The sequence below is a fragment of the Devosia sp. MC532 genome (genome assembly GCF_016461625.1).
Taxonomy (GTDB): Bacteria; Pseudomonadota; Alphaproteobacteria; order Rhizobiales; family Devosiaceae; genus Devosia.
Map to the genome: position 1 here is coordinate 218,976 of NZ_JAEMNZ010000001.1, position 25,843 is coordinate 244,818.

The window sequence follows — 25,843 nt, forward strand, 5'->3', positions numbered from 1 at the left end:
GCCAAAGAAAAGCCCCGGCAGGAAACCATGCCGGAGCGAGTTTTGCGCAAATGAGTGTTGGGGTTAGACCGTGTGCGGGACGACCAATCCGTTCCGGATGGTGACGATACGATCAGCCCGCCGTGCGAGATCATAGTTATGCGTTGCAATCAGCGCGGCTGCACCTTCGTTGCGGATGAGGCTCTTGAGGGCCTCAAACACCAGATCACTGGTCTCAGGGTCTAGGTTGCCGGTCGGCTCATCGGCAAGGATAACGCGAGGACGGTTCGCTGCGGCGCGGGCGATGGCCACACGTTGCTGTTCACCCCCCGAAAGCTCTGCCGGACGGTGCGATGCACGATGGCCGACATTGAGCAGGCTGAGCAGTTCCATAGCCCGAGTTGCGGCCGCCTTCTGATCCACTCCAGCGATCAGCTGTGGCAGAGTTACATTCTCCAAGGCGGTGAATTCTGGCAGCAAATGATGGAACTGATAGACATAGCCAACAGTCGTGCGGCGCAACTGCGTACGGGCACGGTCGCCCATTTGGCTGGTCTTTTCGCCGATGATTTCGACCTCGCCCTCTTGCGGGGATTCGAGAAGACCACAGAGATGCAGCAGGGTTGACTTGCCAGCACCAGAAGGGGCGACCAAGGCGACGAGCTCGCCGCTTTCGACCGTGAGATCGGCAGCATCGAGTACGCGAACCAAACGCTCCCCTTCGCCGTAGTGACGGTGAACAGCGGAGAGTTTTAGGTGAGGCTTATTCATAGCGCAAAGCCTCCACAGGGTCATATTGAGCCGCACGCCAAGCTGGATAGAGCGTCGCGAGGAAACTCAGGCTCAGCGCCATAACCACGATTACCGTGACTTCTGTGTAGTCAACGCGGCTTGGCAAGCTCGAGAGGAAGAACACGTCTGGTGGGAAGAGCGTCACACCGAATGTGTTGGAGATAAACAAGCGGATATTCTCGGCATTTGAGGCAATGACCAAGCCCAGCAAGAATCCGGTGATGGTGCCAATAAAGCCAATGGCTGTGCCGGTGATGCAGAAAATGCGCATGATCGAACCCCGTGTTGCGCCCATTGTGCGCAGTACGGCGATATCGGCGCCCTTATCCTTCACCAGCATGATGAGGCTGGAGATGATGTTGAAAGCGGCAACGAGAATGATCATCGAGAGTATGGTGAACATCACAACACGTTCGACCTGCAAGGCAGAGAAGAACGTCTCGTTGCGCTGACGCCAATCGGTAAGGATTAGCGGACGCAGTCCATCGACGGCTGCGATACGGTCGCGCATCACGGCAATATTGTCGGGGTCGTCAATAAAAATTTCCATAGCCGACACGCGACCGATACGCTCATAGGCAGCGTCGATTTCTTCATCGCTGGCCAGCGGGTCGAGTGGCCCCTGCCCGGGCTTGAGCACCTCATCGACCATTTTGAAATAGTCCTGAGCGGGCTCGAGCGGCATGTACATATAGAGGCTGTCAAACTCGACCATGCCGACATTGTAGACGACATTGACCGTGTAAGAGCGGATCTGCGGCGTGGAGCCAAAGGGCGTCATTGATCCATCGGGATTAATGATCTGCACTTCGTCACCAAGCCCGACGCCCAACTGTTGGGCCAAGCGATAGCCGATAGCGACGCCGCGACTATCATCCCATTGGTCAAAACCGCCCTGCTCTGCAGAGTTGTACAGCAGATTGAGCTTTTTGAGGTTGTCTTCGTCCATGCCACGGACCACGACGCCTGAAGAGGCGCCGCGACCACTGGCCAAAACCTGACCCTCTACGAAGGTCACTGCATAGGAAACCCCGTCGACAGCTTCAATTTTGCTCACCGTCTCCTGATAGTCGGTGAACTGGCTTTCGATAGGATGGGCGGTGAAATGCCCATTAAGGCCGAGGATTTTGTCGAGAAGCTCCCCACGAAACCCGTTCATGACGGACATGACGACAATCAATGTCGCCACGCCTATCGCCACCCCCACCATGGTGAGGGAGGCAATAACGGAGATGAAAGCTTCCTTGCGGCGGGCGCGCAAATAGCGCCCAGCAATCATCCATTCGAAACGCGCAAACGGGCGTGTGTGCCGGCTTGTCGCTGCGTCCTCGGCGCTCGTGGTCAAATGTCGGTCATCCGCTGCGGTACAATAAGGCTAACGAGGCGCTCAACAGCTGCTGCGATTGGCAGCGTCTCACGTTCGCCCGACTTACGATGCTTGATCTCAACTTCGCCGGTTTTAAGGCCACGCGGTCCAAGAATGATCTGGTACGGAATGCCGACTAAGTCGGCAGTCGCGAACTTCGAGCCGGCTGGCTGATCGCGATCATCATAGAGCATATCGAGGCCAGCAGCGTTAAGCTCTTCATAAAGCTTGTCGCAAGCGGCGTCGGTGTCAGCGTCACCCTTTTTGAGGTTGATGAGCACAGCTTCAAATGGGGCGACAGAAACCGGCCAGATGATGCCGTTCTCGTCGTGGTTAGCTTCGATTATCGCCGGAACGACGCGGGTCAGGCCGATGCCGTACGAGCCCATGTGCACAGTAACGTCCTTGCCGTCCGGGCCGGTGACATTTGCCTTCATCGGAGCCGAGTATTTTGTGCCGAAATAGAAGATGTGACCAACTTCGATACCACGGGCAGAGACACGCTTGTCTTCCGGCACAGTGGCTTCGTATTCGGCGTGATCAACCATTTCTTCGGTCGCGGCGTAGAGCGAAGTCCAATCGTTGAAGATTGGCTTGAGGTCGCCACGGAAATCCACGTCCTTGCCCGGAATTGGCTTCTGCAGAAGATCGGCGTGGCAGAAGACCTGGCTTTCGCCAGTTTCAGCCAAAATGATCCATTCGTGCGAGAGATCGCCACCAATTGGGCCGGTGTCGGCGCGCATCGGAATGGCGGTCAGCCCCATGCGAGCATAGGTGCGCAGGTAAGCCACGAACATGCGTTCGTAAGCGGCAACCGCTGCGTCCTTGTCGAGATCGAAGGAATAGGCGTCCTTCATCAGGAACTCGCGGCTACGCATGGTGCCGAAACGCGGGCGCACTTCGTCGCGGAACTTCCACTGGATGTGGTAGAGGTTCAGCGGCAGATCCTTGTATGACTTCACATAGGTACGGAAAATGTCCGTGACCATCTCCTCATTGGTCGGCCCATAGAGGAATTCACGCTCGTGACGGTCTTCGATGCGCAGCATTTCTTTGCCATACGCATCGTAACGACCAGACTCACGCCAGAGGTCGGCCGACTGAATGGTCGGCATCAGCAACTCAACAGCACCCGAGCGGTTCTGTTCTTCTTCGATGATGCGCTGGACCTTCATCAGGACCTTGTAGCCTGCAGGCAACCAAGAATAGAGCCCAGAAGCCTGCTGACGGATCAAGCCTGCACGTAGCATCAGGCGATGCGATACAATTTCGGCTTCCTTCGGCACATCGCGCAGCACCGGAAGGAAATAACGGGAAAGGCGCATAGCTACTCCGAATACGCTGTTCGACTCGTGGTTCTGTTGATGCCCACTCAAACCCCGTTCGTCCATTCGATGCAAGCATGCAAGCAATGCAGATTTTACTTGGCAGGACGAAATTCTATTGTTAGGCTCCGTAACAATAATATTACGGCGGAATAAAACCGCTGGACGTCGACAGCGTCAAGGGAGGAGCGTTGGCCGCCGCTTTTTAGCGTGCCTAAGACCAACGTATTGTCGATTAAACTCTTTCCAACAGGGCCATTGGCCCTGTTTTTTTGTTTGCAGAACAGTAGGATATCACGCTTAGTTAATGTGGCACGTCAGTTCGCGGTGTGCTGCTGCACCCCATCCAAAGGGTTCTCTCATGATCGACAGCATATATGCTAGGGGACGTTAGCGCGGCGAGCGTTCACGCACCGAAATTCCCTAACAAAAGCTAAATCAGCCAATACCCTATCGCATGACGAAGTTAGCAGGCGGGATCAATTCCAATGGCCGAGATAAAGAAAATAGCGCGCACTGGAAGCCCCAGTTACGCGCTACAATTTTCTGCTCTGTAATTACGATGACTTTGCTTGGATCATTTCGGACGTAGTGTGCGAAATCCCCAAGCAGTGCACGATTGTGATGCCGAGTGACGAAGTGACGCCTTCATCGGTTCCAATAGTCTGCAACAATGGTCTGGGTCATCAAGTAGATCAGGCCTGCGGTCACGAAAGCCGCGATTACGGTGGTGAGCAAGCCCTTCTTAATCAGCTGTAGTTTCACCGGCGACCCAGGCTCATGCCCAGGCTCAACCTTGGCGCCCACCTCGTGAAGGCTAGTGGAACCCATCGGCACGACCGCCACGAAAATGATCCACCATGCCACGAAGTAAATTGCGAGTAAGGAGCCGATTTGCATGGCGAGATATCCGTGTCCGAGAGCAGAAGAAAGGCTTAGTGGGAGATATCATACCCCAAAAGCAGATCGCTGCCCCAGAGCCGGGGCAGCGACATAAAGTTACACGCGGTGTACGAAGATCGAAACGTTTGGCTTACGGCCCCAGAACGCGTTCACTTCCCCGCGTATACCCTTGAACAAGGCCGAGTTCAAAATCTCTGTATCCCGGCGACGCTTTGGAGGCATTGAATTGATAACGCCGTGAACGGTGTCGTGCACGAGTTCGCCAATGGACTCTTCGTCAGTTTCCGGCAGGCCTTCGATGACAATGTCGGGTCCGGAGACAACCTGACCGTTGTTGTTCACGGCCATGCTGACGATGATCATACCACCGAAGGACAAGCGGCGGCGCCCTTTGACACCCGACTCGTCAGGGGTACAGAGCACTAGACCATCGAGGTACAGTTCGCCGACGCGCACTTCTGCCGGCATAGTAAGTGGGTCAGGGAAGAGCCGCACCATATCGCCATTGCGCGCTTCGCAAACATTGGGAATGCCTTCGGCGCGACCCAACTTAGCATGCGCAGCCAAGTGCATAGCTTCACCGTGAACTGGAACGAGCACTTCCGGCTTGACCCAAGAATAGAGCTTCTTGAGTTCGCCACGGCGCGGGTGGCCTGTAACGTGAACAAGCGCGTCATTGGCGGTGATCAGTTCCACGCCCTTATCGATAAGCAGGTTCTGAATGTCGATGACTTCGCGCTCATTGCCCGGAATGGCCCAAGACGAGAAGATCATCCGGTCGCCAGCGTTGAGGTCGATAACCGGGTGATCGCCACGCGCAATGCGAGCAATAGCGGCGCGCGCCTCGCCCTGTGAACCCGTGCAGATGAGAACGCATTTGTCGCGCGGGATCGAGCGATACATGTCCTGATCGTGCAACGTCGGAATGCCTTCCAGCATTCCCAGTTCACGGGCAATACCCATGATGCGGTGGAGCGAACGACCCGAGAGGACAACTTCACGGCCTGCCTTATGGGCTGCGCGCACGATCGAAACCACCCGCCCTACGTTTGATGCGAAAGTGGTGACGCACACACGATGGGGAGCATCGAGAATGAGCTTTTCGAGGTTCTCGCCGATTTCCTGCTCGGAGGGGCTTTCGCCTTCCTTCATCGCATTGGTCGAGTCGCAGACGAGCGCCAGCGGCAGTTCGCTGTCGTTGCGGAGTGACTGCAGGCGATCAAAGTCGGTCGGCGCAGAGAGTACTGGGGTTGGATCAAGCTTCCAGTCACCGGTATGCAGGGCACGACCAACTGGGGTGGTGATCAGCAGTGCGTTCGACTCTGGAATGGAGTGCGCTACGTTGATCGGCTCAATGGTAAAGGGACCAACTTGGAACGCCTTGCCTGGGCGCATGATGGAGATGTCGACGTTTTCGACAATGCCATCCCCTGCCCGCTTGGCGGCCAGCATGGCCGCTGTGAATGGTGTTGCATAAACCGGCTTGTCAAAGACGGGCCACAGATCAAGCACCGCGCCGTAGTGATCTTCGTGGCTGTGGGTGAGGATTAGAGCCAGAACGTCGTCGGCGTTCTCTTCCAGAAATTCTGGGTTGGCCATAATCAGCTCAATGCCCGGCAACTCCGGACCACCGAAGCTTACGCCACAGTCCACGACGATCCACTTCCGGGAGCGCTCAGGGCCGAAGCCATAAGCAGCCATATTCATACCAATCTCGCCAACGCCACCGAGCGGCACAAATACGAGTTCATCCCGTTGGTTCTTCGCCATGGGTTCTTATTCCTTTATTGAGCGCTGTGACGCCGAACGAACTCTGGCCGTCGGTCGCTTCGCACCTCGTTATGGTCAGCTTCGGGCGCTGGCCGTTGCCCCAAAATGCACATCGCCCGCAGTGATGGTGATCCGCGCGCCGTCGTCGTCGCGCATGATCAATCGACCTGTGGAGTCGATGGTTTCAAATATTCCACGTCGCACTGCGCCGTCTTGTTGGACAGTGATTGGGCCGCCGATTCCAGCAGCAGATTGACGCCATTTTTCCAGAACTGCCGCCGTACCGCGACCATCATCCCAGATTGCAAAAGCCCCTGCCCAAGCATCGGATAGAGCCGCAAGCACGTCTTCGGCGCTACGGACATATCCCAAGCCTGCAAGAGACGCTGTAGCGTATGGCACACCTTGGGGTGCCGCGACAACATTTACTCCGCAACCAACGACAACAGCGGTCTGACCGGACGGCGTTTTACACGCCTCCAGAAGAATGCCGCATAGTTTGGAGCCGCCAGCCAACACATCATTTGGCCATTTCAGCGCGACTTGCTCCCCAAAATTTTCGCTATGGCTCTCAGTCTTCACAACACCCTGAGGCAATATTCCATCCAATGCGCTAGCGATGGCCACGCCGGCGACAAAGCCGAGTGTGGCGATCTGACCTGGTTCAGCATCGGGAATAATGAGCAGGCTAGCGGCAAGGTTGCCGGATGGATTGAACCATTCTCGCCCACGACGTCCGCGTCCTGCGGATTGATGTAGTGAAGCGAACCAGTGTCCACCGAAATCGCCCGCAGCTGCCGCTGCGAGCGCTTCCGAATTTGTGGACCCGATGGTGTCAAAGCCCGTTAGCCGATAACCGGCCGACAGGGCTTTATCACCCAGATTAAACTGAGCCACCTAGAACAAGCTTCCCGCTGCGTTCTGGGCCATATTGGTCAGCGGATTGCCGAGGATGAAGTAGTAGGTCACCAGCAAGAACGCGCTCACACCCAAAATAATGTTGAGTTCAGCGGGCACAGCTGTGAACTGGTGCTTGGGTTCATCAAAGTACATCGTTTTGACCACGCGCAGGTAATAATAAGCGCTAACCGCCGAGGCGAGAACGCCCACAACAGCCAGAACGAAGAACCCTGCTTCAACTGCGGCGAGGAACACATGCCACTTGGCAAAGAACCCTGCGAGCGGTGGAAGTCCAATCAGCGAGAACATGATCACCAGCATCACACCGGCCACGTAGGGACGGGTTTGCGCCGCACCAGCGAGGTCTTCGATGGTTTCGACATAACCCTTATCGGTCCGCAGCGACAGGATGCAGGCAAAGAGTCCCACAGACATCAGCACATAGATGGCCATGTAGATGGCGACGCCCTCAACGCCAACCTGCGTGCCCGACGACAGACCAACGAGGGCAAAACCCACGTGGCCGATCGAGGAGAAAGCAATCAGGCGCTTGAGCGACTTTTGGCCGATGGCGGCGAATGCGGCCAAGACCATGGAAGCGATCGACAGGAAGATGACGATCTGCTGCCAGTCACCAGCGATTGGCGAGAACGTCTCGATGACCAAACGGATCATCAGGGACATCGCCGCAACCTTTGGCGCCATAGCCATGAAGGCCGTCACAGGCGTTGGCGCGCCTTCGTAAACGTCTGGCGTCCACATGTGGAACGGTACGGCGGAGATCTTGAAGGCAACACCGGCGAGCAAGAAGACCACGCCGAAAATCAGACCGACGGAGCGACCTTCGGTTGCAATCGCGGTGACGATTTCCTGCAAATTGGTATGGCCGGTGAAGCCATAAACCAGCGACGCACCATAGAGCAGCATGCCTGAAGAGAGTGCACCGAGCACAAAATACTTCAAGCCGGCTTCCGACGCCCGCGGATCATCGCGCTTGATAGCGGCCATCACATAGATGGACAGCGATTGCAGCTCGAGACCGATATAGAGGCTCATCAGATCATTGGTCGAAACCATGATCATCATGCCCAAGGTCGAGAGCACTGCGAGGATTGAATACTCGTATTTGTGCACGCCGTTTTCTTCGGCATTCGGCACAGCCAGCACCAGAGCGAGTGCGGATGCGCCAAGCACAAGAACCTTCATGAAGCGGCCAAAGCTATCCGCCATGAACAAGCCGTTGAAGACAATGCCATCAGCTGGCTGCAAGGCGGCAAACAAGGCAGTCCCGGCCAGCAAGATAATTGCCGACCAAGACACGAGCGCCGAGCGCTCCTTATTGACGAATACGCCGAGGAGCAGCAGCACCAGCACGCCGACCGAGATGATCATCTCGGGGTAGGCAGGAGCAAGGCTCGCGAAATCGGTAATGTCTGAGTTCACGTTCGTCTCCTAGTGCGATGCTGGCGCGGCAGCAGCCGGCTCAGCGGCACCGTCTGCGGGTGCAACATAGTCTAGAGTGACGCGGGCATCGGCTTGATCCACGGCCACATCACGGCCCACGGCAGTCGAGTACTGCGCCACAAGTTTGTCCACGGCCGCAGCGGTCGTGTCGAGAATTGGGGCTGGGTAGAAACCGAAGACCAAGGTGAGAACGATCATCGGATAAAGGATGATCTTTTCACGCAGGTTGAGGTCCAAAATGCCCTTCAGGCTGTCCTTGGTCAGCGCACCAAAGATCACGCGGCGATAGAGCCACAGACCGTAGGCGGCAGAGAAGATCACGCCGGTCGCAGCGCCGAAGGCTACCCAAGTGTTGACCTGGAAGACGCCGACCATGGTGAGGAATTCACCCACGAAGCCGGAAGTCCCAGGCAGGCCAACGTTGGCCATGGTGAAGACCATGAAGGCGAAGGCATAGCGCGGCATGCGCTCCACGAGGCCACCGTAAGCGGTGATATCGCGGGTGTGCATACGGTCGTAAATGACGCCAACGCAGAGGAAGAGCGCTGCCGAGACGAAGCCGTGGGAGATCATCTGGAACATTGCGCCCTGCACGCCCAAGGCGTTGCCAGCGAAAATGCCCATGGTGACGAAGCCCATGTGCGCGACCGACGAGTAGGCGATCAGCTTTTTAATGTCAGTCTGAACCAACGCCACCAGCGAGGTCAGGATGATCGCCGCTACCGACAGGATGAAGACGAAGTCCGCAAACTGAGCTGATGCTTCCGGGAACATTGGCAGCGAGAAACGAAGGAAACCGTAACCGCCAAGCTTCAATAGGATGGCCGCTAGAATGACCGAGCCAGCTGTTGGTGCCTGCACGTGGGCTTCTGGCAACCAGCGGTGGAACGGCCACATTGGCATTTTGACAGCCAGCGACGCAAAGAATGCGACCCAGAGCCAAGGTTGCATTTCCGATGGGAAACCGTGGTTCAGCAGAACCATGATGTCGGTCGTGCCCGCATCCCAATACATGGCCATCATCGCGACCAGCATGAAGACTGAGCCGACGAAGGTGTAGAAGAAGAACTTGTACGCAGCCTGAATGCGCGCTGACCCACCCCAAATCCCGATAATCAGGAACATCGGCAGGAGCGTGCCTTCGAAGAAGACATAGAACATGGCCAGATCGAGCGTGGTGAAAACGCCGATCATCAGCGTTTCCAGCACAAGGAAGACCATCATGTATTCTTTGACGCGCGTATCAACTTCCCAGCTCGCCAGAATGGCGAAAGGCATGATCAGCGCAGTCAGCACCACGAACAGCACCGATATGCCATCGACGCCAACGCGGTAGCCAATGCTGTCACCAATCCATGGGGTGTTGACCACGAACTGGAAACCAGGGTTCGACACATCAAAGCTCTGCCAGAGCGCAAGCGAGCCAGCAAAAACCACCAGCGTAACAGCCAGCGCGATCCAGCGGATGGCAACTACTGACGTTTTCGGCGTCAGGAGTAGCAGGCCTGCACCCAAGGCTGGCAGCCAAGTCAGTATCGTTAGAATAGAATTGGCAAAGGTCATCAGAGGAGCCCCCCGGCCGTAATGGCCCAGGTCAGCAGCAAGGCAACACCAATCAGCATCGCGAATGCATAGTGATAGAGATAGCCGGACTGAAGTTTGACGACCCAGCTGGTGACGTTGTTCACGCGACGGCCGAGGCCCTCGGTGAGCTTGTTGTCAATCAGCCAATCATCAAAGCCCTTCCAGACCGAGTTACCGATCCAAAGCGCCGGACGCACGAAGATGAAGTTATAGAGCTCGTCAAAGTACCACTTGTTCAAGAGGAACTTGTAGAGACCCGGATTGGTCGAAGCCACACGGCCCGGCATATCGGGACGCTTGATATACATGTACCATGCGGCGACGAAGCCGGTGATCATAGCGATGGTCGCGCTCCACTTGACCCAAGTCGGAACGTGGTGGGCATCGTCAATGATCTGCTCATCGACATAGATCGAGCCAGCGAAGAAGTGCTGGATATGCTCCACGTCGTGGAAGAACATGCCGTAGAACACAAAGCCTGCAAGCACCGCACCAACAGCCAGCACATAGAGCGGAACCAGCATAACTGTTGGCGCTTCATGGGCGTTGTCATAGGCCGAGCCATGATGGGCGTGGTGATCTTCATGGGCATGATCATCATGATGAGCATGCGGATTTTCGCGTGGCGAACCGTGGAAGGTTAGGTGCACCAGGCGCCACGAGTAGAAGCTCGTGAACAGCGCTGCGATAACCAGCATCCAGAAGGCGAAGGAGCCGACGTTGCCACCAAAGGCATAAGCGCTTTCAATGATGGCATCCTTGGAGAAGAAGCCAGCAAAGCCGAAGCTTGTGCCTGGGATACCGACACCGGTCAGCGCAAGCGTACCGATCATCATCATCCAATAGGTGACAGGGATCTTCTTACGCAGGCCACCCATGTAGCGCATGTCTTGTTCATGGTGCATGGCGTGAATGACCGCGCCAGCGCCTAAGAACAGCAGCGCCTTGAAGAAGGCGTGAGTGAAGAGGTGATAAACACCCGCCGAATAGGCCCCTACCCCAAGCGCAACGAACATGTAGCCGAGCTGCGAACAGGTCGAATACGCGATCACGCGCTTGATGTCGTTTTGCACCAGACCGACCGTCGCCGCAAAGAAGGCGGTGATTGCGCCAACAACGATAATCACCGTCAGAGCGAATGGCGAGGTTTCAAACATCGGCGACAGGCGCGCGACCATGAAGACGCCTGCGGTCACCATGGTTGCGGCGTGAATGAGAGCCGACACAGGGGTCGGGCCTTCCATCGCGTCTGGCAGCCAGGTGTGTAGCAGGAACTGCGCCGACTTACCCATCGCGCCAACAAAGAGCAGCAGACAGATGACGGTCATCGCATCGACGGTCCAGCTCAAAAACTGGAAGGTCGGCATGCCGGTCTCGGCGAAGGAATCGACAGCTGCAAAAGCGCCATCAAAACCAATGCTGCCAAGGACGAAGAACGAGCCAAAGATGCCCAACGCGAAGCCGAAGTCACCAACGCGGTTGACGACGAATGCCTTCATCGCAGCGGCATTTGCCGAAGGCTTGGTGTACCAGAACCCGATCAGCAGATAGGACGCTAGACCCACGCCTTCCCAGCCGAAGAACATCTGCAGGAAGTTGTCTGCAGTGACCAGCATCAGCATGGCGAAGGTGAACAGCGAAAGGTAGGCGAAGAAGCGCGAACGATGCGGATCTTCACTCATGTAACCAATCGAGTACACATGCACGAGTGCCGACACGGTGTTCACCACGACCAGCATGATGGCTGTCAGCGTATCGACGCGGAGCGTCCAACGCAGGTCCATCTCGCCAACCTGGATCCAGCGCATCACCTCAACCTTGAGGACAGACGCCTGACCGTCGCTGACAGCACCGACCAACCCGTCACCAAAGGCAACCGGGATGAATACAATCCAGCTCAGCACCGCTGCGATGAGCAGCAGCGCCGTCGTCAAGAACTCGCTGGCGCGGTGGCCAATCTGACGGCCGAGCAACCCGGCTATCAGCGCCCCGATAAGGGGCAGAAAAACAATCGCTTGAATGATCATAGCGGGTGCTCTTAGCCCTTCATCAAGTTGGCGTCTTCGACAGCAACAGTGCCGCGATTACGGAAGAAGATGACGATGATTGCCAGGCCGATTGCAGATTCAGCTGCAGCAACCGTCAGGATCATGAGCGCGAAAATCTGACCTTGTAGGTCATTGAGGTGCGCGCTGAACGCCACCAAGTTCAAGTTCACCGCCAGAAGGATCAATTCGACCGACATCAGGATGGTGATGATATTGCGGCGGTTCAGAAAAATTCCGAACACGCCGAGTGTGAAGAGAATGGCTGCAACGGTCAGGAAATGACCGAGCCCGATACCCAAGCCCATAGTAACCCCCTAAAGTCCCTGACCACTTTTGATCTTGTTTATCTTCAGCGCCACCTTCGGATCACGAGCGAGCTGCGCTGCCGTGTTCTGTCGTTTGACGCCCGGACGGTGACGCAGGGTCAGCACGATTGCGCCGATCATAGCGACCAGCAGTACTGCGGCTGCGCCCATGAAGAGGAAGACATAACGCGTGTAGAGGACCTGCCCGATGGCGCGGGTATTATCGATCGCGTCATTGATTGGCAGTGCACCAGCGGCGCCAGCCTCAGGCGCGATGAATGCGCTACCGGCTACCAAGAACAGCTCGAGCAGCAGAACCACGCCGACGACCACGCCAATCGGAGCATATTGCAGCATGCCCTGACGCATCTTTGCGAAGTCGACGTCGATCATCATGACGACGAAGAGGAAGAGCACCGCGACCGCGCCAACATAGACGACGATCAAGATCATCGCGAGGAACTCGGCCCCGGCCAGCATGAACAGGCCAGCAGCGTTGACGAATGCCAGAATGAGGAACAGCACCGCGTGGACTGGGTTGCGGGCAGAGATAACCATGAATGCGGAGGCGATGGTCACCGCCGCAAACAGGTAAAAGAAGAACAGTGGAAGTGTCATGCTCTTCCCTCTCAGCGATAAGGCGCGTCAGCGGAGATATTGGCCGCGATTTCACGCTCCCAACGATCGCCGTTGGCTAGGAGCTTTGCCTTGTCAAAGTAGAGCTCTTCGCGCGTTTCAGTTGCAAATTCGAAGTTCGGGCCTTCGACGATCGCATCCACCGGGCAAGCTTCCTGACAGAAGCCGCAGTAGATGCATTTCACCATGTCGATGTCGTAGCGAACGGTACGGCGTGTACCGTCGTTCTGGCGGGGACCCGCCTCGATGGTAATGGCCTGTGCCGGGCAAATCGCTTCACACAACTTGCAGGCGATGCAGCGTTCTTCCCCATTGGGGTAACGGCGCAGAGCATGCTCCCCACGGAAACGCGGCGACACAGCACCCTTTTCAAACGGGTAGTTGATGGTTGGCTTCGGCGAGAAGAAGTAACGCATGGCCAAGAAGAAGGCCGACACGAACTCTTTCAGCAGGAGCGTATTCAGGATCTGTGAGGCGCGCATTAGACAGCTCCCCCGTGCCAGCCCCAGCCCGTGAGCTGAAGGACGAATGCAACGATGACAACCATGATCAGGGACAACGGCAGGAACAGCTTCCAACCGATACGCATCAGCTGGTCATAGCGGTAACGAGGCACAATCGACTTAGCCATGGCGAAGAAGAAGAAGACAAAGGACACTTTGAGGAAGAACCACACCACACCCGGAATCCAGGTGAACGGCGGCAAATCGATCGGTGATGCCCAGCCACCCATGAAGAGGATGGTGGTCATGGCGCACATCAGAAGGATCGAAATGTATTCGCCCAACATGAACAGCAGGTACGGGGTGGAGGAATACTCGGTCATAAAACCGGCAACGAGTTCGGATTCACCTTCGGCCAGATCGAAAGGCGGCCGGTTGGTTTCTGCCAGAGCCGAGATGTAGAACACAACGAACATCGGGAAGAGCGGGATCCAGAACCAATTCAGGAACGAGAGCCACGGCACGCCTAGAGCATGGGCGATCCCCATCTCGGATTGCGCCTGCACGATGTCGTTGAGATTGAGCGAGCCCACGCACAGCAGAACGGTGATGATAACGAGGCCGATGGAGACTTCGTAGGACACCATCTGCGCTGCAGAACGCAGTGCACCGAGGAATGGATATTTGGAGTTGGACGCCCAACCACCAATGATCACGCCATAAACACCAAGGGAGGAAATACCGAGGAGGTACAGGATCCCGATGTTGATGTCGGCCATGGCCCAGCCGTCAGCGACGGGGACAACGGCCCAACCCGCGAGAGCCAGAGTGGCGGTGATCAGGGGCGCGGCGATGAACAGTACCTTGTCTGCGCCCGCCGGAATAATGGCTTCCTTGAACGCAAACTTGAGCAAGTCCGCAAAGGATTGGAAGAGACCGAAGGGACCAACAACGTTGGGACCACGGCGCAGCTGCACCGCAGCCCAGACCTTACGGTCACCCAACAGGATGAACGCAGTGAAGAGCAGCAGACCAACGAGAAGCAGAAGAGCCTTGTAGACGAAACCGATGTGCACACCCCATCCGAGGACGGGGATGCCAAGCAGGTAATCGAGGGCCGAAAGAATAAAGTCCATTGTGCTCCCCTACTCCGCTGCCTGACGCAGGCCAGCAGCCATCGCCGCGCATTCGCCCATGACGGCGGAGGACCGTGCGATCGGATTGCTGAGGTAGAAGTCGGTCTTGATGCTCGAAAGCGGTGCCGACTTGGTCTTAGTGGCCTTGGCGAGCTTGGCGACATCTTTCACCGAGCCCGGAGTGATCTGGTCAATCTTGGCCAGATGCGGGAATTCAGCATAGATCGCCGCGCGCAGCTGGGTCAGCGAATTATACGGCAGAGCCTGCCCGATGGCGCCCGAGAGCGCACGGATAATGGCCCAATCTTCCTTCGCATCGCCGGGCGGGAACACTGCACGGGTGGTGACCTGCACGCGCCCTTCTGTATTCACATAAGTACCCGACTTTTCGGTATAGGTCGCACCCGGCAGAATGACGTCGGCGCGATGGGCCCCCTTGTCACCATGCGAGCCGATGTAGACCACGAATGCCTTACCCATGGCGGAAGTGTCGTATTCGTCTGCACCCAGCAGGAAGAGGACATCGAGTTCGCCCTTGCCCGCCAGAGCGATCTGGTCAGCCGAGCAAACGCCGCCGTCATGCGGCACGAAGCCGATGTCGAGACCACCAACGCGGCTTGCCGCATTGTGCAGAAGCGCAAAGCCATTCCAGCCTTCGGCGACGTTCGCGCCAGTCGCCAACTTGGCGGCTAGTGCGATGACATCGCGACCGATTTGTTTGCCACCTTCAGCGTTCGACACTGCACCTTCGCCAACAATAATAAGCGGACGCTGGGCAGAAGCCAGGGTATTGGCAAACGCACCGTTACCGGATGCGAGGTCGGCTAAGGTCTCAAAACCAGCACCGAGATAGGTGTAATCATAGTTCAGGTCTGGCTGATCACCGATGACGGCAATTGGCAGACCCTTGGCGCGCCAGGTCTTGCGAATACGCGAATTCAGAACAGCTGCTTCATGGCGCGGGTTGGCGCCAATGATCAGAATAGCGTCGGCCTCTTCGATCCCGGCAATGGTCGGGTTGAAGATATAGGCTGAGCGCGGCATGGACGGATCAATGCCGGACATGGCCGGACGAACGTCGGTCATGCCAGAGCCGATGGAAGCTAGCAGGCCCTTGAGGGCATACATTTCTTCGACCGCTGCGAGATCCCCCGCAATCGCACCGACCTTGTTACCGGCCTTTTTGATCTTGCCAGCAACTGCCGACAGCGCTTCGTCCCAGCTTGTGGGCTGGAGCTTGCCGTTCTTGCGGACATAAGGTCGATCAAGGCGTTGGCTCTTGAGGCCATCCCAGATGAAACGGGTCTTGTCCGAAATCCATTCCTCGTTGATCGCTTCGTTGATGCGCGGAAGAATGCGCATCACTTCGCGACCACGAGAGTCGACGCGAATGGCCGAGCCGACAGCGTCCATCACGTCGATGGACTCGGTCTTGTTCAGTTCCCAAGGACGCGCATGGAAAGCGTAGGGCTTGGAGGTGAGCGCACCAACAGGACAAAGGTCGATGACATTGCCCTGCATTTCGCTGGTTAGTGCACGTTCCAGATACGGAGTGATTTCTGCGTCTTCGCCACGACCGATGAGGCCGAGTTCAGAAATGCCCGCCACTTCTGTGGTGAAGCGAACGCAGCGCGTGCAGTGAATGCAGCGGTTCATCACTGTGTTGATCAGCGGGCCCATGTACTTGTCTTCGACTGCGCGCTTGTTCTCAAAGAAGCGCGAACCAGAGACACCATAGGCCATGGCCTGATCCTGCAGATCGCACTCGCCGCCCTGATCGCAAATCGGACAATCTAGCGGGTGGTTGATCAGAAGGAATTCCATCACGCCTTCGCGGGCCTTTTTGACCATCGGCGTGTTGGTGAACATTTCCGGTGGTTCACCATTGGGGCCTGGACGCAAGTCCTTGACCGCCATGGCGCAAGAGGCCTGTGGCTTTGGCGGGCCACCCTTAACTTCGACCAGACACATGCGGCAATTGCCGGCCACAGACAAACGTTCGTGGAAGCAGAAGCGTGGGATTTCCGCGCCTGCTGCCTCAGCGGCTTGCATGAGTGTGAAGTAGTCAGGAACTTCGACGAGAGTACCGTCGACTTTGATCTGAGCCATCGGCTTACTCCGCGGCAATCGACGGCACAGCGCCGTCGCTGGTCGAGGACCAGGTATATTGATCGATGCGCGCTTCGATGACGTCACGGAAGTTGCGGATCAAGCCCTGAACAGGCCAGGCCGCAGCGTCGCCGAGCGCACAGATTGTGTGCCCTTCGATTTGCTTGGTGACTTCAAACAGCATGTCGATTTCGCGCTTTTGTGCACGGCCCTCAACCATTCGGCCAAGAACGCGCATCATCCAACCTGTGCCTTCGCGGCATGGCGTGCACTGGCCGCAGCTTTCGTGCTTGAAGAAAGCCGAAATGCGCCAGATGGCTTTCACCACATCGGTCGACTTATCCATGATGATCATGCCGCCGGTTCCGAAGCTCGACTTCTTCTCACGAAGACCGTCGAAGTCCATGATGGTGTCCATCATGTTTTCGGCCCGCACGATCGGACACGAGGCACCGCCCGGGATCACTGCAAGGAAATTATCCCAGCCGCCGCGGATACCGCCGCAGTGCTTTTCGATGATGTCCTTGAAGTTTTCACCCAAGGCTTCTTCAAAGGTACAGGGATTGTTGACGTGACCCGAAACCATGAAGAGCTTGGTGCCAGTGTTATTGGCGCGGCCGATATTGGCGAACCACCCGCCAGAACGACGGAGAATTTCCGGCACAACGGAGATGGATTCGACGTTGTTGACCGTGGTCGGATTGCCATAGACACCCATACCCGCTGGGAATGGCGGCTTGAGGCGTGGCTGCCCCTTCTTGCCCTCTAGGCTTTCCATCAATGCGGTTTCTTCGCCGCAGATGTAGGCACCAGCGCCGTGGTGGACGATGATATCCAAGTCCCAACCGTGGATATTGTCCTTGCCGATCAGCTTGGCGTCATAGGCCTCTTGGACAGCATGCTCTAGGTTTTGACGTTCACGGATGAATTCGCCGCGAACGTAGATAAACGCGAGGTGCGCATCCATGGCGCGCGCGGCCAACAAACACCCTTCAATCAGGTGGTGCGGATCGTGGCGCAGGATTTCGCGGTCCTTACATGTGCCCGGTTCAGATTCGTCGGCGTTCACCAGCAGATAATGCGGACGACCGTCATTGACCTTTGGCATGAAAGTCCATTTGAGTGCCGTCGGGAAGCCTGCACCACCACGGCCGCGGAGGCCAGAGGCCTTCACTTCATTGGTGATCCAGTCACGCCCGGAGTCGATAAATTCTTTAGTGCCAACCCAAGCGCCACGTTTCCGCGCGCCTTCCAGACGCCAGTCGTGCCGTCCGTAGAGGTTGGTGAAAATGCGATCCTTGTCAGCGAGCATGATGATCAGCTTTCCGCTTCACTACATAAAACCACCAGGCGGTCATACCGATGACCGCCCCAATCACCGCAGCAACCAGCCCATCGAGCTGAATGCCTGCGACGATCCCCAGACCTGAGACTATAGCCGTCCCCATAATCGCGAATGCCACCAGAAGGAGGATTTCGACCATGGTCAGCTTGCTTAGGTCAACATTGCCATCAGCCATCAACGGGGATCCTTCCCGAAGACACGCCGATATTCTTCAATCCCGCCCTTGGCCAAAGCCTCAGCCTGACCTTTCCAATTGTCGCGCTGGGCACGGCCGGGGAAGGACAGTGCAGCTTCAACCTTGGCAAAATCCTCGTCGCTGAAAGCGGCAACCTGATCATAACGGGTCACGCCAAGCGCGTTGAGCTTGCTTTCGATGACGGGGCCGACACCGGAGATAAGCTTGAGATCATCCGCAGCGCCCGAGGGAGCCACAAAGAGTGGCATCACGCCGCCCTTCTCAGCATTCGGAGTGACTTCTTTGGGGTTAGCGGAGGCTGCAACCACAGCAGGCTCGTTGTCGCTTCCAACGCCTTTGCCGCCGTCGACCTTGCCTGCTGACGATTCAGCGCCGGTGGCGCCTTCACGCATTGCCGTGTTCGGCTTGCCGTCTGCCCCTGCTGAGGCAGAAGCATCCTTACGGTCCTTTTCGGCCTGAGCGGTCGAAACCTTGGCCTCAACAGGCGTACCCTTGAGCGCAGGCGCCGCTTCAGGCGCGATGTTCTTGGGCTGCGCGGCCGTAGTCGGCGCTTGCGGCGCGGCACCAGCGGCGGGCGCGGCTGCTGGAGCGTCTGGAGCCAGAGGTGGCACGAACTTTTCGCGCTTGGCAGTTGGCTCCTCAGTGAGAACAACCAATCCTGAAGCAGGCGCAGCGTTCAGACGATCGATCTGGGTGCCTGGCTTGATCGTGTCAGCACGACCAGCATGGAAAGCGTCGATGATTTCTTCGAGGCGTTCCGGCGTCAGATCCTCGTAGGTATCTTGGAAGATCGCAACCATTGGTGCGTTCACACACGCGCCAGCGCATTCCACTTCTTCCCAAGACAGCGTGCCGTCTTCGTTGAGGTGGTGCGGTTCGTGGTGGATCTTGTTCTTACAAACTTCGATCAGTCCTTCTGCGCCGCGCAGCATGCAAGGCGTGGTGCCACAGACCTGAATATGAGCACGTGTGCCCACAGGCTGCAGCTGGAACTGAGTATAGAAGGTGGCGACTTCGAGCACCCGGATATAGGGCATGCCGAGCATTTCCGCGATCTTTTCGATCGTGGCGCGAGTGACCCAGCCATCCTGTTCCTGGGCACGCATCAACAGAGGGATCACCGCTGATTGCTGGCGTCCCGCGGGATAAAGGCCAATGCGCTTTTCAGCCCAGACCTGATTTTCTGCAGTAAAGGCGAAACTTGCCGGCTGTACCGACTCTTCCGCAAGGCGACGCACCGACATCAGCGATCAACCTCTCCGAACACAACGTCGATCGATCCGAGAATTGCCGTAACGTCAGCCAGCATGTGGTGACGGCACAGGTAATCCATGGCGCTTAGATGGGCAAAGCCCGGCGCACGAATGTGACAACGATAGGGTTTGTTGGTGCCATCAGACACCATATAAACGCCGAACTCGCCCTTGGGCGCTTCGACGGCGGCATAGATTTCACCGGCAGGTACTTTGAACCCTTCGGTGTAGAGCTTGAAGTGATGGATGAGCGCTTCCATCGATTGCTTCATCTCACCGCGCTTGGGCGGAACGACCTTGCCGTCCGTGGAGGCCACTGGCCCCTTCCCGTCTGGCGCGTTCAGCTTGGCAACGCATTGTTCCATGATGCGGGTCGACTGGCGCATCTCTTCCATACGGACGAGATAGCGATCATAGCAGTCCCCGTTCTGGCCAGTTGGGATGTCGAAATCCATTTCGGCATAGGCGTCGTATGGCTGAGCCTTGCGCAAATCCCAGGCCGCGCCCGAACCACGAACCATCACGCCTGAGAACCCACGACCCCAAGCTTCGTCGAGCGGGACAACACCGATATCGACGTTACGCTGTTTAAAGATGCGGTTGTTGGTGAGAAGGCGGTCAATGTCTTCGAGTGGCTGGATGAAATCCTTGCAGAATTGGCCGATATCATCGACCAGAGCCTGCGGGAGATCCTGATGCACACCACCGGGACGGAAGTAGGCGGCGTGCATACGAGCGCCCGATGCGCGCTCATAAAAAATCATCAGCTTTTCGCGCTGTTCAAACCCCCAAACAGGAGGCGTGAGCGCACCGATGTCCATGGCCTGCGTGGTCACGTTCATCAAATGGGCGAGCAAGCGGCCGATTTCGGCAAACAGGACACGAATAAGCTGGCCACGGCGTGGCACTGCGATGCCGAGCATGCGCTCAACCGCCAGCACATAGGCGTGCTCTTGGTTCATCGGCGCCACATAGTCGAGGCGATCAAAATACGGCAGGCCCTGCAGATAGGTCTTGTGCTCGATTAGCTTTTCAGTGCCGCGGTGCAGCAGGCCGATATGGGGATCAACGCGCTCAACGATTTCACCGTCGAGCTCCAAGATCATACGCAGCACACCGTGCGCCGAAGGGTGCACAGGGCCGAAGTTTAGCGTGAAGTTGCGAACGTCTACTTCGCTCATCAGTTCTTCGCCTTTTCGTCGCCGGGCAGCACGTAGTCCGTGCCTTCCCATGGTGACAGGTAATCAAACGCACGAAATTCCTGCGCGAGCTTAACCGGCTCATAGACAACGCGACGACGCTCTTCGTCATAGCGAACTTCTACAAAGCCGGTGAGCGGGAAGTCCTTGCGCAGCGGATTGCCGTCAAAACCGTAGTCGGTGAGGATGCGACGCAAATCGGGGTGATCTGAGAACAAAACGCCGTAGAGGTCATAAACCTCGCGCTCGAACCAGTTCGCGCCGGCGAACACGTCACAAATCGACGGCACGAGGCTGTTCTCGTCCGTCTGCAGCTTGAACCGGATACGCTGATTAACGTGCGGACTCAGCAAGTGGTAAACCACGTCGAACCGCTGTTCGCGTTCTGGATAGTCCGCGCCGCAGACATCCACAAAAGAGATGAAGCGACATTTTGCGTCATCGCGCAGAAACCGCGCGACATCTACAACGGCATCCTTCGCTATGGAAACCGTCAGATCCCCGAAAGCGACATCAAAGCCAATCACTGCGTCTCCCAGAGATGCGGCGATATATTCCCCCAGTGCGACTTGCGGGTCCACAACGACGGCAGTGTCCAAAATTTCAGTTTCGTCCATGACCCTGCCCTTATCTTTCAATCGTGCCGTCTCTGCGGATCTTCTTTTGCAAAAGAAGAATGCCGTAGAGCAGCGCTTCAGCAGTGGGCGGGCAGCCTGGAACGTAGACGTCTACGGGCAGAATGCGATCGCAACCGCGAACGACCGAATAGGAATAGTGGTAGTAGCCGCCGCCATTGGCGCAACTGCCCATGGAAATGACGTAGCGCGGCTCGGGCATCTGGTCATAGACCTTGCGCAGAGCGGGCGCCATTTTGTTCGTCAGCGTACCGGCGACGATCAGAACGTCCGACTGGCGCGGCGACGCACGGGGTGCCGTACCGAAGCGCTCCACGTCATAGCGCGGCATGGACATCTGCATCATCTCGACAGCGCAACAAGCCAGCCCTGTCTGCATCCACATCAGCGAACCAGTGCGCGCCCAAGTGATCAATTGAGAGACAGTGGTCACAAGGAAGCCCTTGTCGGCCAGCTCGTTGTTCACGCCGACAAAGAACGGATCGTCAGCACCAACTGCCCTGCCCGTCGCCGGGTCCAGAGCACCTGTCGGACGGGGCGTAACCAGCGTGGTATCTGCGTGGCTCAATCCCATTCGAGAGCTCCCTTACTCCATTCATAAATAAAGCCGATGGTCAGCACCGCGAGGAAAACCATCATCGACCAGAAACCGAACCAACCGACATCCCGGAAGGCTACAGCCCAAGGGAAGAGGAAGGCGACTTCTAGGTCAAAAATGATGAACAGAATCGCGACCAGATAAAAACGCACATCCACCTTCATGCGCGCGTCGCTAAACGCCTCAAAGCCCGCTTCGAAAGCCGACACCTTTTCAGGGTCAGGACGTTTAACGGCGATCAAGAATGGCGCAATCAGCAATGCCGCGCCGATAAGGCCCGACAAGGCGATGAAGATAACAATGGGCAAATAATCGCTGAGCAAATCAGTCATGCGAGCAGCCTAAAAACTGTGTTCCGGCCAGGGCGGCCGTTAGGCATGCGGGTAGCATCGCAATTGGGGCGAGTGTACCGACACGCCGGTGATGCGAAACCGATTAGACCTTCCCCCATCCTGTTTCAAGGGAAAGAAAACATGACTTGAACAATCATGTAATAGGTCTACTATCGAATACTGGAAATTTGTGCAGTTTCTCTGGCATTAGCCAGTGCAAGTTGTCGCATTGACGGGCAAATCTCTCCCGACCGAGTGCATTTTATTGCACTAGCCGAGCACCGTTCAGCCCCTAAACGGGCAACGACAGGCCGAAATCCACGCCGAAGAGAATCGATCACATGGACCAATTTTCTCCCGAGCGTTTTACGCACCGCTCGTTAGTGTAGGGCACCCCAAAAACAAAACGGCGAACCGCGTGAGCGGTCCGCCGAATTGGGTGCAAGTAAAGCATCGGAGCGCGAGAAGCGCCCCGATACGTTATCTTGGCTTAGAAGTGGTAGAAGGCACCAACGGTTGCCTTGGTCGCACGGAAGAAGTCGTCCGAACCGTTCTTGTCGAATGCGCCCTGACCAACGATTTCACCGCGAACGGTTACTGCGTCGGTTACAGCGAATTCAACGCCAGCGCCGAGCTGGTAGATACCAGCATTGTCAACGCCTTCACGAGCCTGGAAGCCAACGCCACCGATTGCGTATACGAGTGCGTTGTCGGTTACGACAGCACCAACGCGGAGGTTAGCGAAGAATTCACCGGACGAGTACGAGTCGTTCCAGAGCCAGTCGCCGGTCACTTCAAGACCAACCAGAACTGGGTCCATTGGAATGAAGTTCACGCCAGCTGCAACGCCGAGAACACCATTGGTGGTGTCGATACGACCTGCGTTACCGTACTGCTGAGTACCAACCCACTGGCCGCCAACGCGAGCACCAGCATAGATACCTTCCCAATCAAAACCCGAAGAGGTTTCGATGATTGGCTGTGGGGTGGTTGGGATGATGAGGTCAGCTGCCTGAGCGCCACCAACCATAAGAGCTGCGGCCGAAACGCCGATAGCCAGAGAACGTACAAACATATCTTGCACTCCCAATAGAGTTAACCGTAGTCGCCCTGTAAATGACTCAGGCAGAGGGAAGATACAAGTGCGTCAAAGCGCATTTTAGCCAGCGAGGCTAAGAATCCATGACCAATTGGCCCATGGTGTTGCAAAGAAACTACGGATTCGCTCCAATTTGAGACAAATCCTAGCGTTTGCGTCCATCCACACGCCTTGCAGCCAGATGGCGCAGCACAATAGGGCGGCAGATCACAGTAGTGACACATTTCCGCCCTGTTTGCAACATTCGAAGGCACGCCGCTGCGCGCATTCATTTAAGATTCGTTATCACTCTGATCAAAAATGCCAATTTGCGCCAAAAGTGATCAGATTCGTGGGCTCCCCACCGGAGATCGGGACACCATGGAGATATTGCGCACCCAAGGAAACCGAGTCCGAAATCGGAATTTCGAGCCCGCCGCCTAATAGGACTTGCTGGCTTGGCTGAGGTCCCAAATCCAGCCCGTACCCGGCTGCTGTGTACACGAGTAGGCTATCAGTCGCGACAACCCCCGCCCTACCAAGAATCTCACCATACACCATAGCGTCATGACCTGTGGTGCCAGGAAGCCCACGGACGGCCACTTCCGCTCCAACTAAGTAGAAGTCGAACTGGGTTTGAATGCCAAGCTGCGCACCCAGCGTTAACGCTCCACCGTCATCACCGAGCGCGGGGCTGGCACTGATCCCGGCGTAGAGTCCAGACCAATCAAAGTCGGCTTCGTCGTAGATAGGCAAAGAAGCAGAGCTGGATATGGGCACCGCAATAGGCTCAGAAGCACCAGCCAAGCCAGTGTTCGACACCGCGCCCAGTATCAGAATGAGAATTCGAATTTGCGATTTCATCTGGCACCCCCTGCGTTGCGGGCCTTGCTATACCTCTAACTCAGCAGCGATGGCGGAGTTCCAAATCGGCTCCATGCCCTCAAGACAAAAAAGTCCCCGGCCTTGTGTGCATGAACCGGGGACTACTGGAGGTCGCAGGGAGGGAGGTGCCTGCCGTCGAAAAACGAACTGGCGCGCGTTCGGTTCCAATTACTTAGAATGCAATCGGTATCCTCAATCAACGGCGCAAGATTTACACAAGAGCGTAATTTCTCATATTTAACATCGCTTTAGCAGAACTCGACACTGTGGATAGAGCGATAAAGATACAATTTTAGTCACTGCGTTAGCTTCTCGTTCGCCGACTCGGCCCAAATCAGTCGTCCATGAAAAACGACCGGCGCGACCAAGAACGAGATAGAGTGCGATTGCCAGCGACGCTCGTCTGGGGTGACGGGCTTCTGCGCGCAGCCGGGACGATTATTGAGCAGTCATCCGGTGGTGCTCGAGTTCGCCTGGATGAAGAAACCAAGGTCGCCGCTGACTGCTATTTACTCTTCTCACATCGACTTGAACCGTGTCGCGTGATTTGGCAGGCGCAAGGATCGATTGGCTTGAGCTTCGTGCTGCCTGAATAGCCTCTGCGCTCTCGCCCTCGTTGGAACCGACAACGGCCCCGCCCATTTTTCCATTCAATGGAGGCGAACAATGGCGACTGTCGTACGACTAACTGAGAAACAAATTCAAAGCTTGCTTGAGGATGCTCACGAGATCGAGCAGGAATTCAAAACGATCTACGTTCAGCTCGAAAACGCGCAAGTGAGCGAAGGCATTTTGGTCAACTACCGAAAGCTGCACAATCGCTATTCCACAGCCATCAAATTCATTCACCGCCAACGTGAACTCGCTGGCAAAACGTAAATCAGCGCCTGTGAACGGAAAGCGCTATGCTATTTCCGCACCTGAGCAAGGAATGGTACCGGTGGTAAATGACGGACCGTTTCACGCTCATCAACACTGCAACATTTCGGCAGGACATTAAGAAGAGCTGCTTCATCGCCCTGGCTGCTCCCATTGCATCAGAGGCAGACGCGAAGCAATTTCTCACGGAGAGTGCCGCAACTGATGCGGGGCATAATTGTTGGGCATGGCGCCTCGGCCAAGCCTATCGCTTCAGTGATGACGGCGAACCGAGTGGCACAGCAGGAAAGCCGATACTGCAGGCTATCGACGGCCAGAATTTAGATGGCGTCGTCGTCAACGTGTCGCGATGGTTTGGAGGCGTACTCCTCGGCAGTGGCGGACTGATCAGAGCTTATGGCGGAACCGCCACCCAATGCTTGCGAAACGCCGAGAAAGCACAGTTGATCGCGATGAGCACCATCAAGATTACGGTGCCATTTGAGGATGTAGCGCTCCTTCAAGCGCGCATCCCTACGTTTCGCCATGCCAGCATTTCGGCACAAGACTTCACCGCGACAGGTGCGAACCTGACAATTGCTGTGGCTCGTGACGCCGCCGAGGAACTGCGGGCTTACGCCATCAACAGTACCCGCGGCCGCGCCTTAGTCTTTGCGCAGGACGAAAACTGACCCGTAGAGCCA

25 protein-coding genes are annotated in these 25,843 nt (G+C 56.6%); 2 read left to right on the top strand and 23 right to left on the bottom strand.

What is annotated here, in order from left to right; genetic code table 11:
* Positions 1 to 63: 63 nt before the first annotated feature.
* The 23 genes from JHC09_RS00995 to JHC09_RS01105 form a co-directional block, all read right to left on the bottom strand.
* Positions 64 to 750, bottom strand: a complete 687-nt coding sequence (locus tag JHC09_RS00995; protein WP_199530463.1) for an ABC transporter ATP-binding protein — start codon at positions 748 to 750, stop codon at positions 64 to 66.
* Positions 743 to 2,050 carry an ABC transporter permease gene (locus tag JHC09_RS01000; RefSeq protein WP_199530743.1) on the bottom strand — a complete coding sequence of 436 codons (1,308 nt, stop codon included), beginning with the start codon at positions 2,048 to 2,050 and terminating at the stop codon, positions 743 to 745. The genes JHC09_RS00995 and JHC09_RS01000 overlap by 8 nt, the downstream gene beginning before the upstream one ends.
* Positions 2,051 to 2,112: 62 nt before the next feature.
* The gene (gene proS / locus JHC09_RS01005; RefSeq protein WP_199530464.1) at positions 2,113 to 3,462 is read right to left on the bottom strand and encodes a proline--tRNA ligase; all 1,350 of its coding nucleotides are present in this window, start codon (positions 3,460 to 3,462) and stop codon (positions 2,113 to 2,115) included.
* Positions 3,463 to 4,110: 648 nt separating this feature from the next.
* Entirely contained in the window at positions 4,111 to 4,362 is a 252-nt protein-coding gene (locus tag JHC09_RS01010; protein ID WP_169193964.1) for a DUF1467 family protein, read from the bottom strand.
* Positions 4,363 to 4,461: 99 nt separating this feature from the next.
* Positions 4,462 to 6,135, bottom strand: a complete 1,674-nt coding sequence (locus JHC09_RS01015; RefSeq protein WP_169193965.1) for a ribonuclease J — start codon at positions 6,133 to 6,135, stop codon at positions 4,462 to 4,464.
* Between the two features lie 75 nt (positions 6,136 to 6,210).
* On the bottom strand, positions 6,211 to 7,032 hold the full coding sequence (locus JHC09_RS01020; RefSeq protein WP_199530465.1) for a biotin--[acetyl-CoA-carboxylase] ligase: 822 nt from the start codon (positions 7,030 to 7,032) through the stop codon (positions 6,211 to 6,213).
* Positions 7,033 to 8,478 (bottom strand): NADH-quinone oxidoreductase subunit NuoN, encoded by a 1,446-nt coding sequence (gene nuoN / locus JHC09_RS01025; protein WP_199530466.1) that lies wholly within the window; start codon positions 8,476 to 8,478, stop codon positions 7,033 to 7,035.
* Positions 8,479 to 8,487: 9 nt separating this feature from the next.
* Positions 8,488 to 10,062: an NADH-quinone oxidoreductase subunit M gene (locus JHC09_RS01030; RefSeq protein ID WP_199530467.1), complete on the bottom strand. Its 1,575-nt coding sequence runs from the start codon at positions 10,060 to 10,062 to the stop codon at positions 8,488 to 8,490.
* Positions 10,062 to 12,110 carry an NADH-quinone oxidoreductase subunit L gene (gene nuoL / locus JHC09_RS01035; RefSeq protein ID WP_199530468.1) on the bottom strand — a complete coding sequence of 683 codons (2,049 nt, stop codon included), beginning with the start codon at positions 12,108 to 12,110 and terminating at the stop codon, positions 10,062 to 10,064. The genes JHC09_RS01030 and nuoL overlap by 1 nt, the downstream gene beginning before the upstream one ends.
* A gap of 11 nt (positions 12,111 to 12,121) precedes the next feature.
* Positions 12,122 to 12,430 (bottom strand): NADH-quinone oxidoreductase subunit NuoK, encoded by a 309-nt coding sequence (gene nuoK, locus JHC09_RS01040; RefSeq protein WP_199530744.1) that lies wholly within the window; start codon positions 12,428 to 12,430, stop codon positions 12,122 to 12,124.
* A gap of 15 nt (positions 12,431 to 12,445) precedes the next feature.
* On the bottom strand, positions 12,446 to 13,054 hold the full coding sequence (locus tag JHC09_RS01045; RefSeq protein WP_199530469.1) for an NADH-quinone oxidoreductase subunit J: 609 nt from the start codon (positions 13,052 to 13,054) through the stop codon (positions 12,446 to 12,448).
* Between the two features lie 11 nt (positions 13,055 to 13,065).
* Positions 13,066 to 13,554: an NADH-quinone oxidoreductase subunit NuoI gene (gene nuoI, locus JHC09_RS01050; RefSeq protein WP_199530470.1), complete on the bottom strand. Its 489-nt coding sequence runs from the start codon at positions 13,552 to 13,554 to the stop codon at positions 13,066 to 13,068.
* Entirely contained in the window at positions 13,554 to 14,651 is a 1,098-nt protein-coding gene (nuoH, locus tag JHC09_RS01055) for an NADH-quinone oxidoreductase subunit NuoH (protein WP_199530471.1), read from the bottom strand. Before nuoH ends, nuoI begins: the two co-directional genes overlap by 1 nt.
* Positions 14,652 to 14,660: 9 nt before the next feature.
* A complete protein-coding gene (gene nuoG / locus JHC09_RS01060) occupies positions 14,661 to 16,760 on the bottom strand; it encodes an NADH-quinone oxidoreductase subunit NuoG (protein ID WP_169193972.1) in 2,100 nt (699 codons plus the stop codon).
* A gap of 4 nt (positions 16,761 to 16,764) precedes the next feature.
* Positions 16,765 to 18,072: an NADH-quinone oxidoreductase subunit NuoF gene (gene nuoF / locus JHC09_RS01065; protein WP_199530472.1), complete on the bottom strand. Its 1,308-nt coding sequence runs from the start codon at positions 18,070 to 18,072 to the stop codon at positions 16,765 to 16,767.
* On the bottom strand, positions 18,062 to 18,280 hold the full coding sequence (locus JHC09_RS01070) for a hypothetical protein (RefSeq protein WP_199530473.1): 219 nt from the start codon (positions 18,278 to 18,280) through the stop codon (positions 18,062 to 18,064). The genes nuoF and JHC09_RS01070 overlap by 11 nt, the downstream gene beginning before the upstream one ends.
* Complete coding sequence (nuoE, locus tag JHC09_RS01075; RefSeq protein ID WP_199530474.1) at positions 18,280 to 19,545, bottom strand: NADH-quinone oxidoreductase subunit NuoE; 1,266 nt, start codon at positions 19,543 to 19,545, stop codon at positions 18,280 to 18,282. The genes JHC09_RS01070 and nuoE overlap by 1 nt, the downstream gene beginning before the upstream one ends.
* Positions 19,545 to 20,735 (bottom strand): NADH-quinone oxidoreductase subunit D, encoded by a 1,191-nt coding sequence (locus tag JHC09_RS01080; protein WP_199530475.1) that lies wholly within the window; start codon positions 20,733 to 20,735, stop codon positions 19,545 to 19,547. The genes nuoE and JHC09_RS01080 overlap by 1 nt, the downstream gene beginning before the upstream one ends.
* Positions 20,735 to 21,370, bottom strand: coding sequence for an NADH-quinone oxidoreductase subunit C (locus tag JHC09_RS01085; RefSeq protein WP_199530476.1), 636 nt, complete (start codon positions 21,368 to 21,370; stop codon positions 20,735 to 20,737). Before JHC09_RS01085 ends, JHC09_RS01080 begins: the two co-directional genes overlap by 1 nt.
* A gap of 10 nt (positions 21,371 to 21,380) precedes the next feature.
* A complete protein-coding gene (locus tag JHC09_RS01090; RefSeq protein WP_169193978.1) occupies positions 21,381 to 21,962 on the bottom strand; it encodes an NADH-quinone oxidoreductase subunit B in 582 nt (193 codons plus the stop codon).
* Positions 21,953 to 22,318 carry an NADH-quinone oxidoreductase subunit A gene (locus JHC09_RS01095; protein ID WP_169193979.1) on the bottom strand — a complete coding sequence of 122 codons (366 nt, stop codon included), beginning with the start codon at positions 22,316 to 22,318 and terminating at the stop codon, positions 21,953 to 21,955. The genes JHC09_RS01090 and JHC09_RS01095 overlap by 10 nt, the downstream gene beginning before the upstream one ends.
* 490 nt (positions 22,319 to 22,808) lie before the next feature.
* Positions 22,809 to 23,393, bottom strand: a complete 585-nt coding sequence (locus JHC09_RS01100; protein ID WP_169193980.1) for an outer membrane beta-barrel protein — start codon at positions 23,391 to 23,393, stop codon at positions 22,809 to 22,811.
* 318 nt (positions 23,394 to 23,711) lie between these two features.
* Positions 23,712 to 24,260 carry a porin family protein gene (locus JHC09_RS01105; RefSeq protein WP_199530477.1) on the bottom strand — a complete coding sequence of 183 codons (549 nt, stop codon included), beginning with the start codon at positions 24,258 to 24,260 and terminating at the stop codon, positions 23,712 to 23,714.
* A 687-nt stretch (positions 24,261 to 24,947) separates the two neighbouring features.
* Between JHC09_RS01105 and JHC09_RS01110 the strand changes: the two genes are divergently transcribed.
* Together JHC09_RS01110 and JHC09_RS01115 are read left to right on the top strand one after the other, a co-directional pair.
* The gene (locus tag JHC09_RS01110; protein WP_199530478.1) at positions 24,948 to 25,160 is read left to right on the top strand and encodes a hypothetical protein; all 213 of its coding nucleotides are present in this window, start codon (positions 24,948 to 24,950) and stop codon (positions 25,158 to 25,160) included.
* Positions 25,161 to 25,228: 68 nt separating this feature from the next.
* Positions 25,229 to 25,831 (top strand): YigZ family protein, encoded by a 603-nt coding sequence (locus JHC09_RS01115; RefSeq protein WP_199530479.1) that lies wholly within the window; start codon positions 25,229 to 25,231, stop codon positions 25,829 to 25,831.
* The last annotated feature ends 12 nt before the right edge of the window (positions 25,832 to 25,843 follow it).

What these genes read in the sequence shown, in the direction of transcription:
- JHC09_RS01080 (WP_199530475.1), bottom strand. Translation starts at nt 20,735, where the DNA reads ATGAGCGAAGTAGACGTTCGCAACTTCACGCTAAACTTCGGCCCTGTG.
- JHC09_RS01070 (WP_199530473.1), bottom strand. Translation starts at nt 18,280, where the DNA reads ATGGCTGATGGCAATGTTGACCTAAGCAAGCTGACCATGGTCGAAATC.
- nuoE (WP_199530474.1), bottom strand. Translation starts at nt 19,545, where the DNA reads ATGTCGGTGCGTCGCCTTGCGGAAGAGTCGGTACAGCCGGCAAGTTTC.
- JHC09_RS01100 (WP_169193980.1), bottom strand. Translation starts at nt 23,393, where the DNA reads ATGTTTGTACGTTCTCTGGCTATCGGCGTTTCGGCCGCAGCTCTTATG.
- JHC09_RS01015 (WP_169193965.1), bottom strand. Translation starts at nt 6,135, where the DNA reads ATGGCGAAGAACCAACGGGATGAACTCGTATTTGTGCCGCTCGGTGGC.
- JHC09_RS01030 (WP_199530467.1), bottom strand. Translation starts at nt 10,062, where the DNA reads ATGACCTTTGCCAATTCTATTCTAACGATACTGACTTGGCTGCCAGCC.
- JHC09_RS01105 (WP_199530477.1), bottom strand. Translation starts at nt 24,260, where the DNA reads ATGAAATCGCAAATTCGAATTCTCATTCTGATACTGGGCGCGGTGTCG.
- nuoI (WP_199530470.1), bottom strand. Translation starts at nt 13,554, where the DNA reads ATGCGCGCCTCACAGATCCTGAATACGCTCCTGCTGAAAGAGTTCGTG.
- JHC09_RS01115 (WP_199530479.1), top strand. Translation starts at nt 25,229, where the DNA reads ATGACGGACCGTTTCACGCTCATCAACACTGCAACATTTCGGCAGGAC.
- nuoL (WP_199530468.1), bottom strand. Translation starts at nt 12,110, where the DNA reads ATGATCATTCAAGCGATTGTTTTTCTGCCCCTTATCGGGGCGCTGATA.
- proS (WP_199530464.1), bottom strand. Translation starts at nt 3,462, where the DNA reads ATGCGCCTTTCCCGTTATTTCCTTCCGGTGCTGCGCGATGTGCCGAAG.
- JHC09_RS01095 (WP_169193979.1), bottom strand. Translation starts at nt 22,318, where the DNA reads ATGACTGATTTGCTCAGCGATTATTTGCCCATTGTTATCTTCATCGCC.
- nuoH (WP_199530471.1), bottom strand. Translation starts at nt 14,651, where the DNA reads ATGGACTTTATTCTTTCGGCCCTCGATTACCTGCTTGGCATCCCCGTC.
- JHC09_RS01000 (WP_199530743.1), bottom strand. Translation starts at nt 2,050, where the DNA reads ATGATTGCTGGGCGCTATTTGCGCGCCCGCCGCAAGGAAGCTTTCATC.
- JHC09_RS01110 (WP_199530478.1), top strand. Translation starts at nt 24,948, where the DNA reads ATGGCGACTGTCGTACGACTAACTGAGAAACAAATTCAAAGCTTGCTT.
- JHC09_RS01085 (WP_199530476.1), bottom strand. Translation starts at nt 21,370, where the DNA reads ATGGACGAAACTGAAATTTTGGACACTGCCGTCGTTGTGGACCCGCAA.
- JHC09_RS01010 (WP_169193964.1), bottom strand. Translation starts at nt 4,362, where the DNA reads ATGCAAATCGGCTCCTTACTCGCAATTTACTTCGTGGCATGGTGGATC.
- JHC09_RS01045 (WP_199530469.1), bottom strand. Translation starts at nt 13,054, where the DNA reads ATGACACTTCCACTGTTCTTCTTTTACCTGTTTGCGGCGGTGACCATC.
- JHC09_RS01090 (WP_169193978.1), bottom strand. Translation starts at nt 21,962, where the DNA reads ATGGGATTGAGCCACGCAGATACCACGCTGGTTACGCCCCGTCCGACA.
- JHC09_RS00995 (WP_199530463.1), bottom strand. Translation starts at nt 750, where the DNA reads ATGAATAAGCCTCACCTAAAACTCTCCGCTGTTCACCGTCACTACGGC.
- nuoF (WP_199530472.1), bottom strand. Translation starts at nt 18,072, where the DNA reads ATGCTCGCTGACAAGGATCGCATTTTCACCAACCTCTACGGACGGCAC.
- nuoG (WP_169193972.1), bottom strand. Translation starts at nt 16,760, where the DNA reads ATGGCTCAGATCAAAGTCGACGGTACTCTCGTCGAAGTTCCTGACTAC.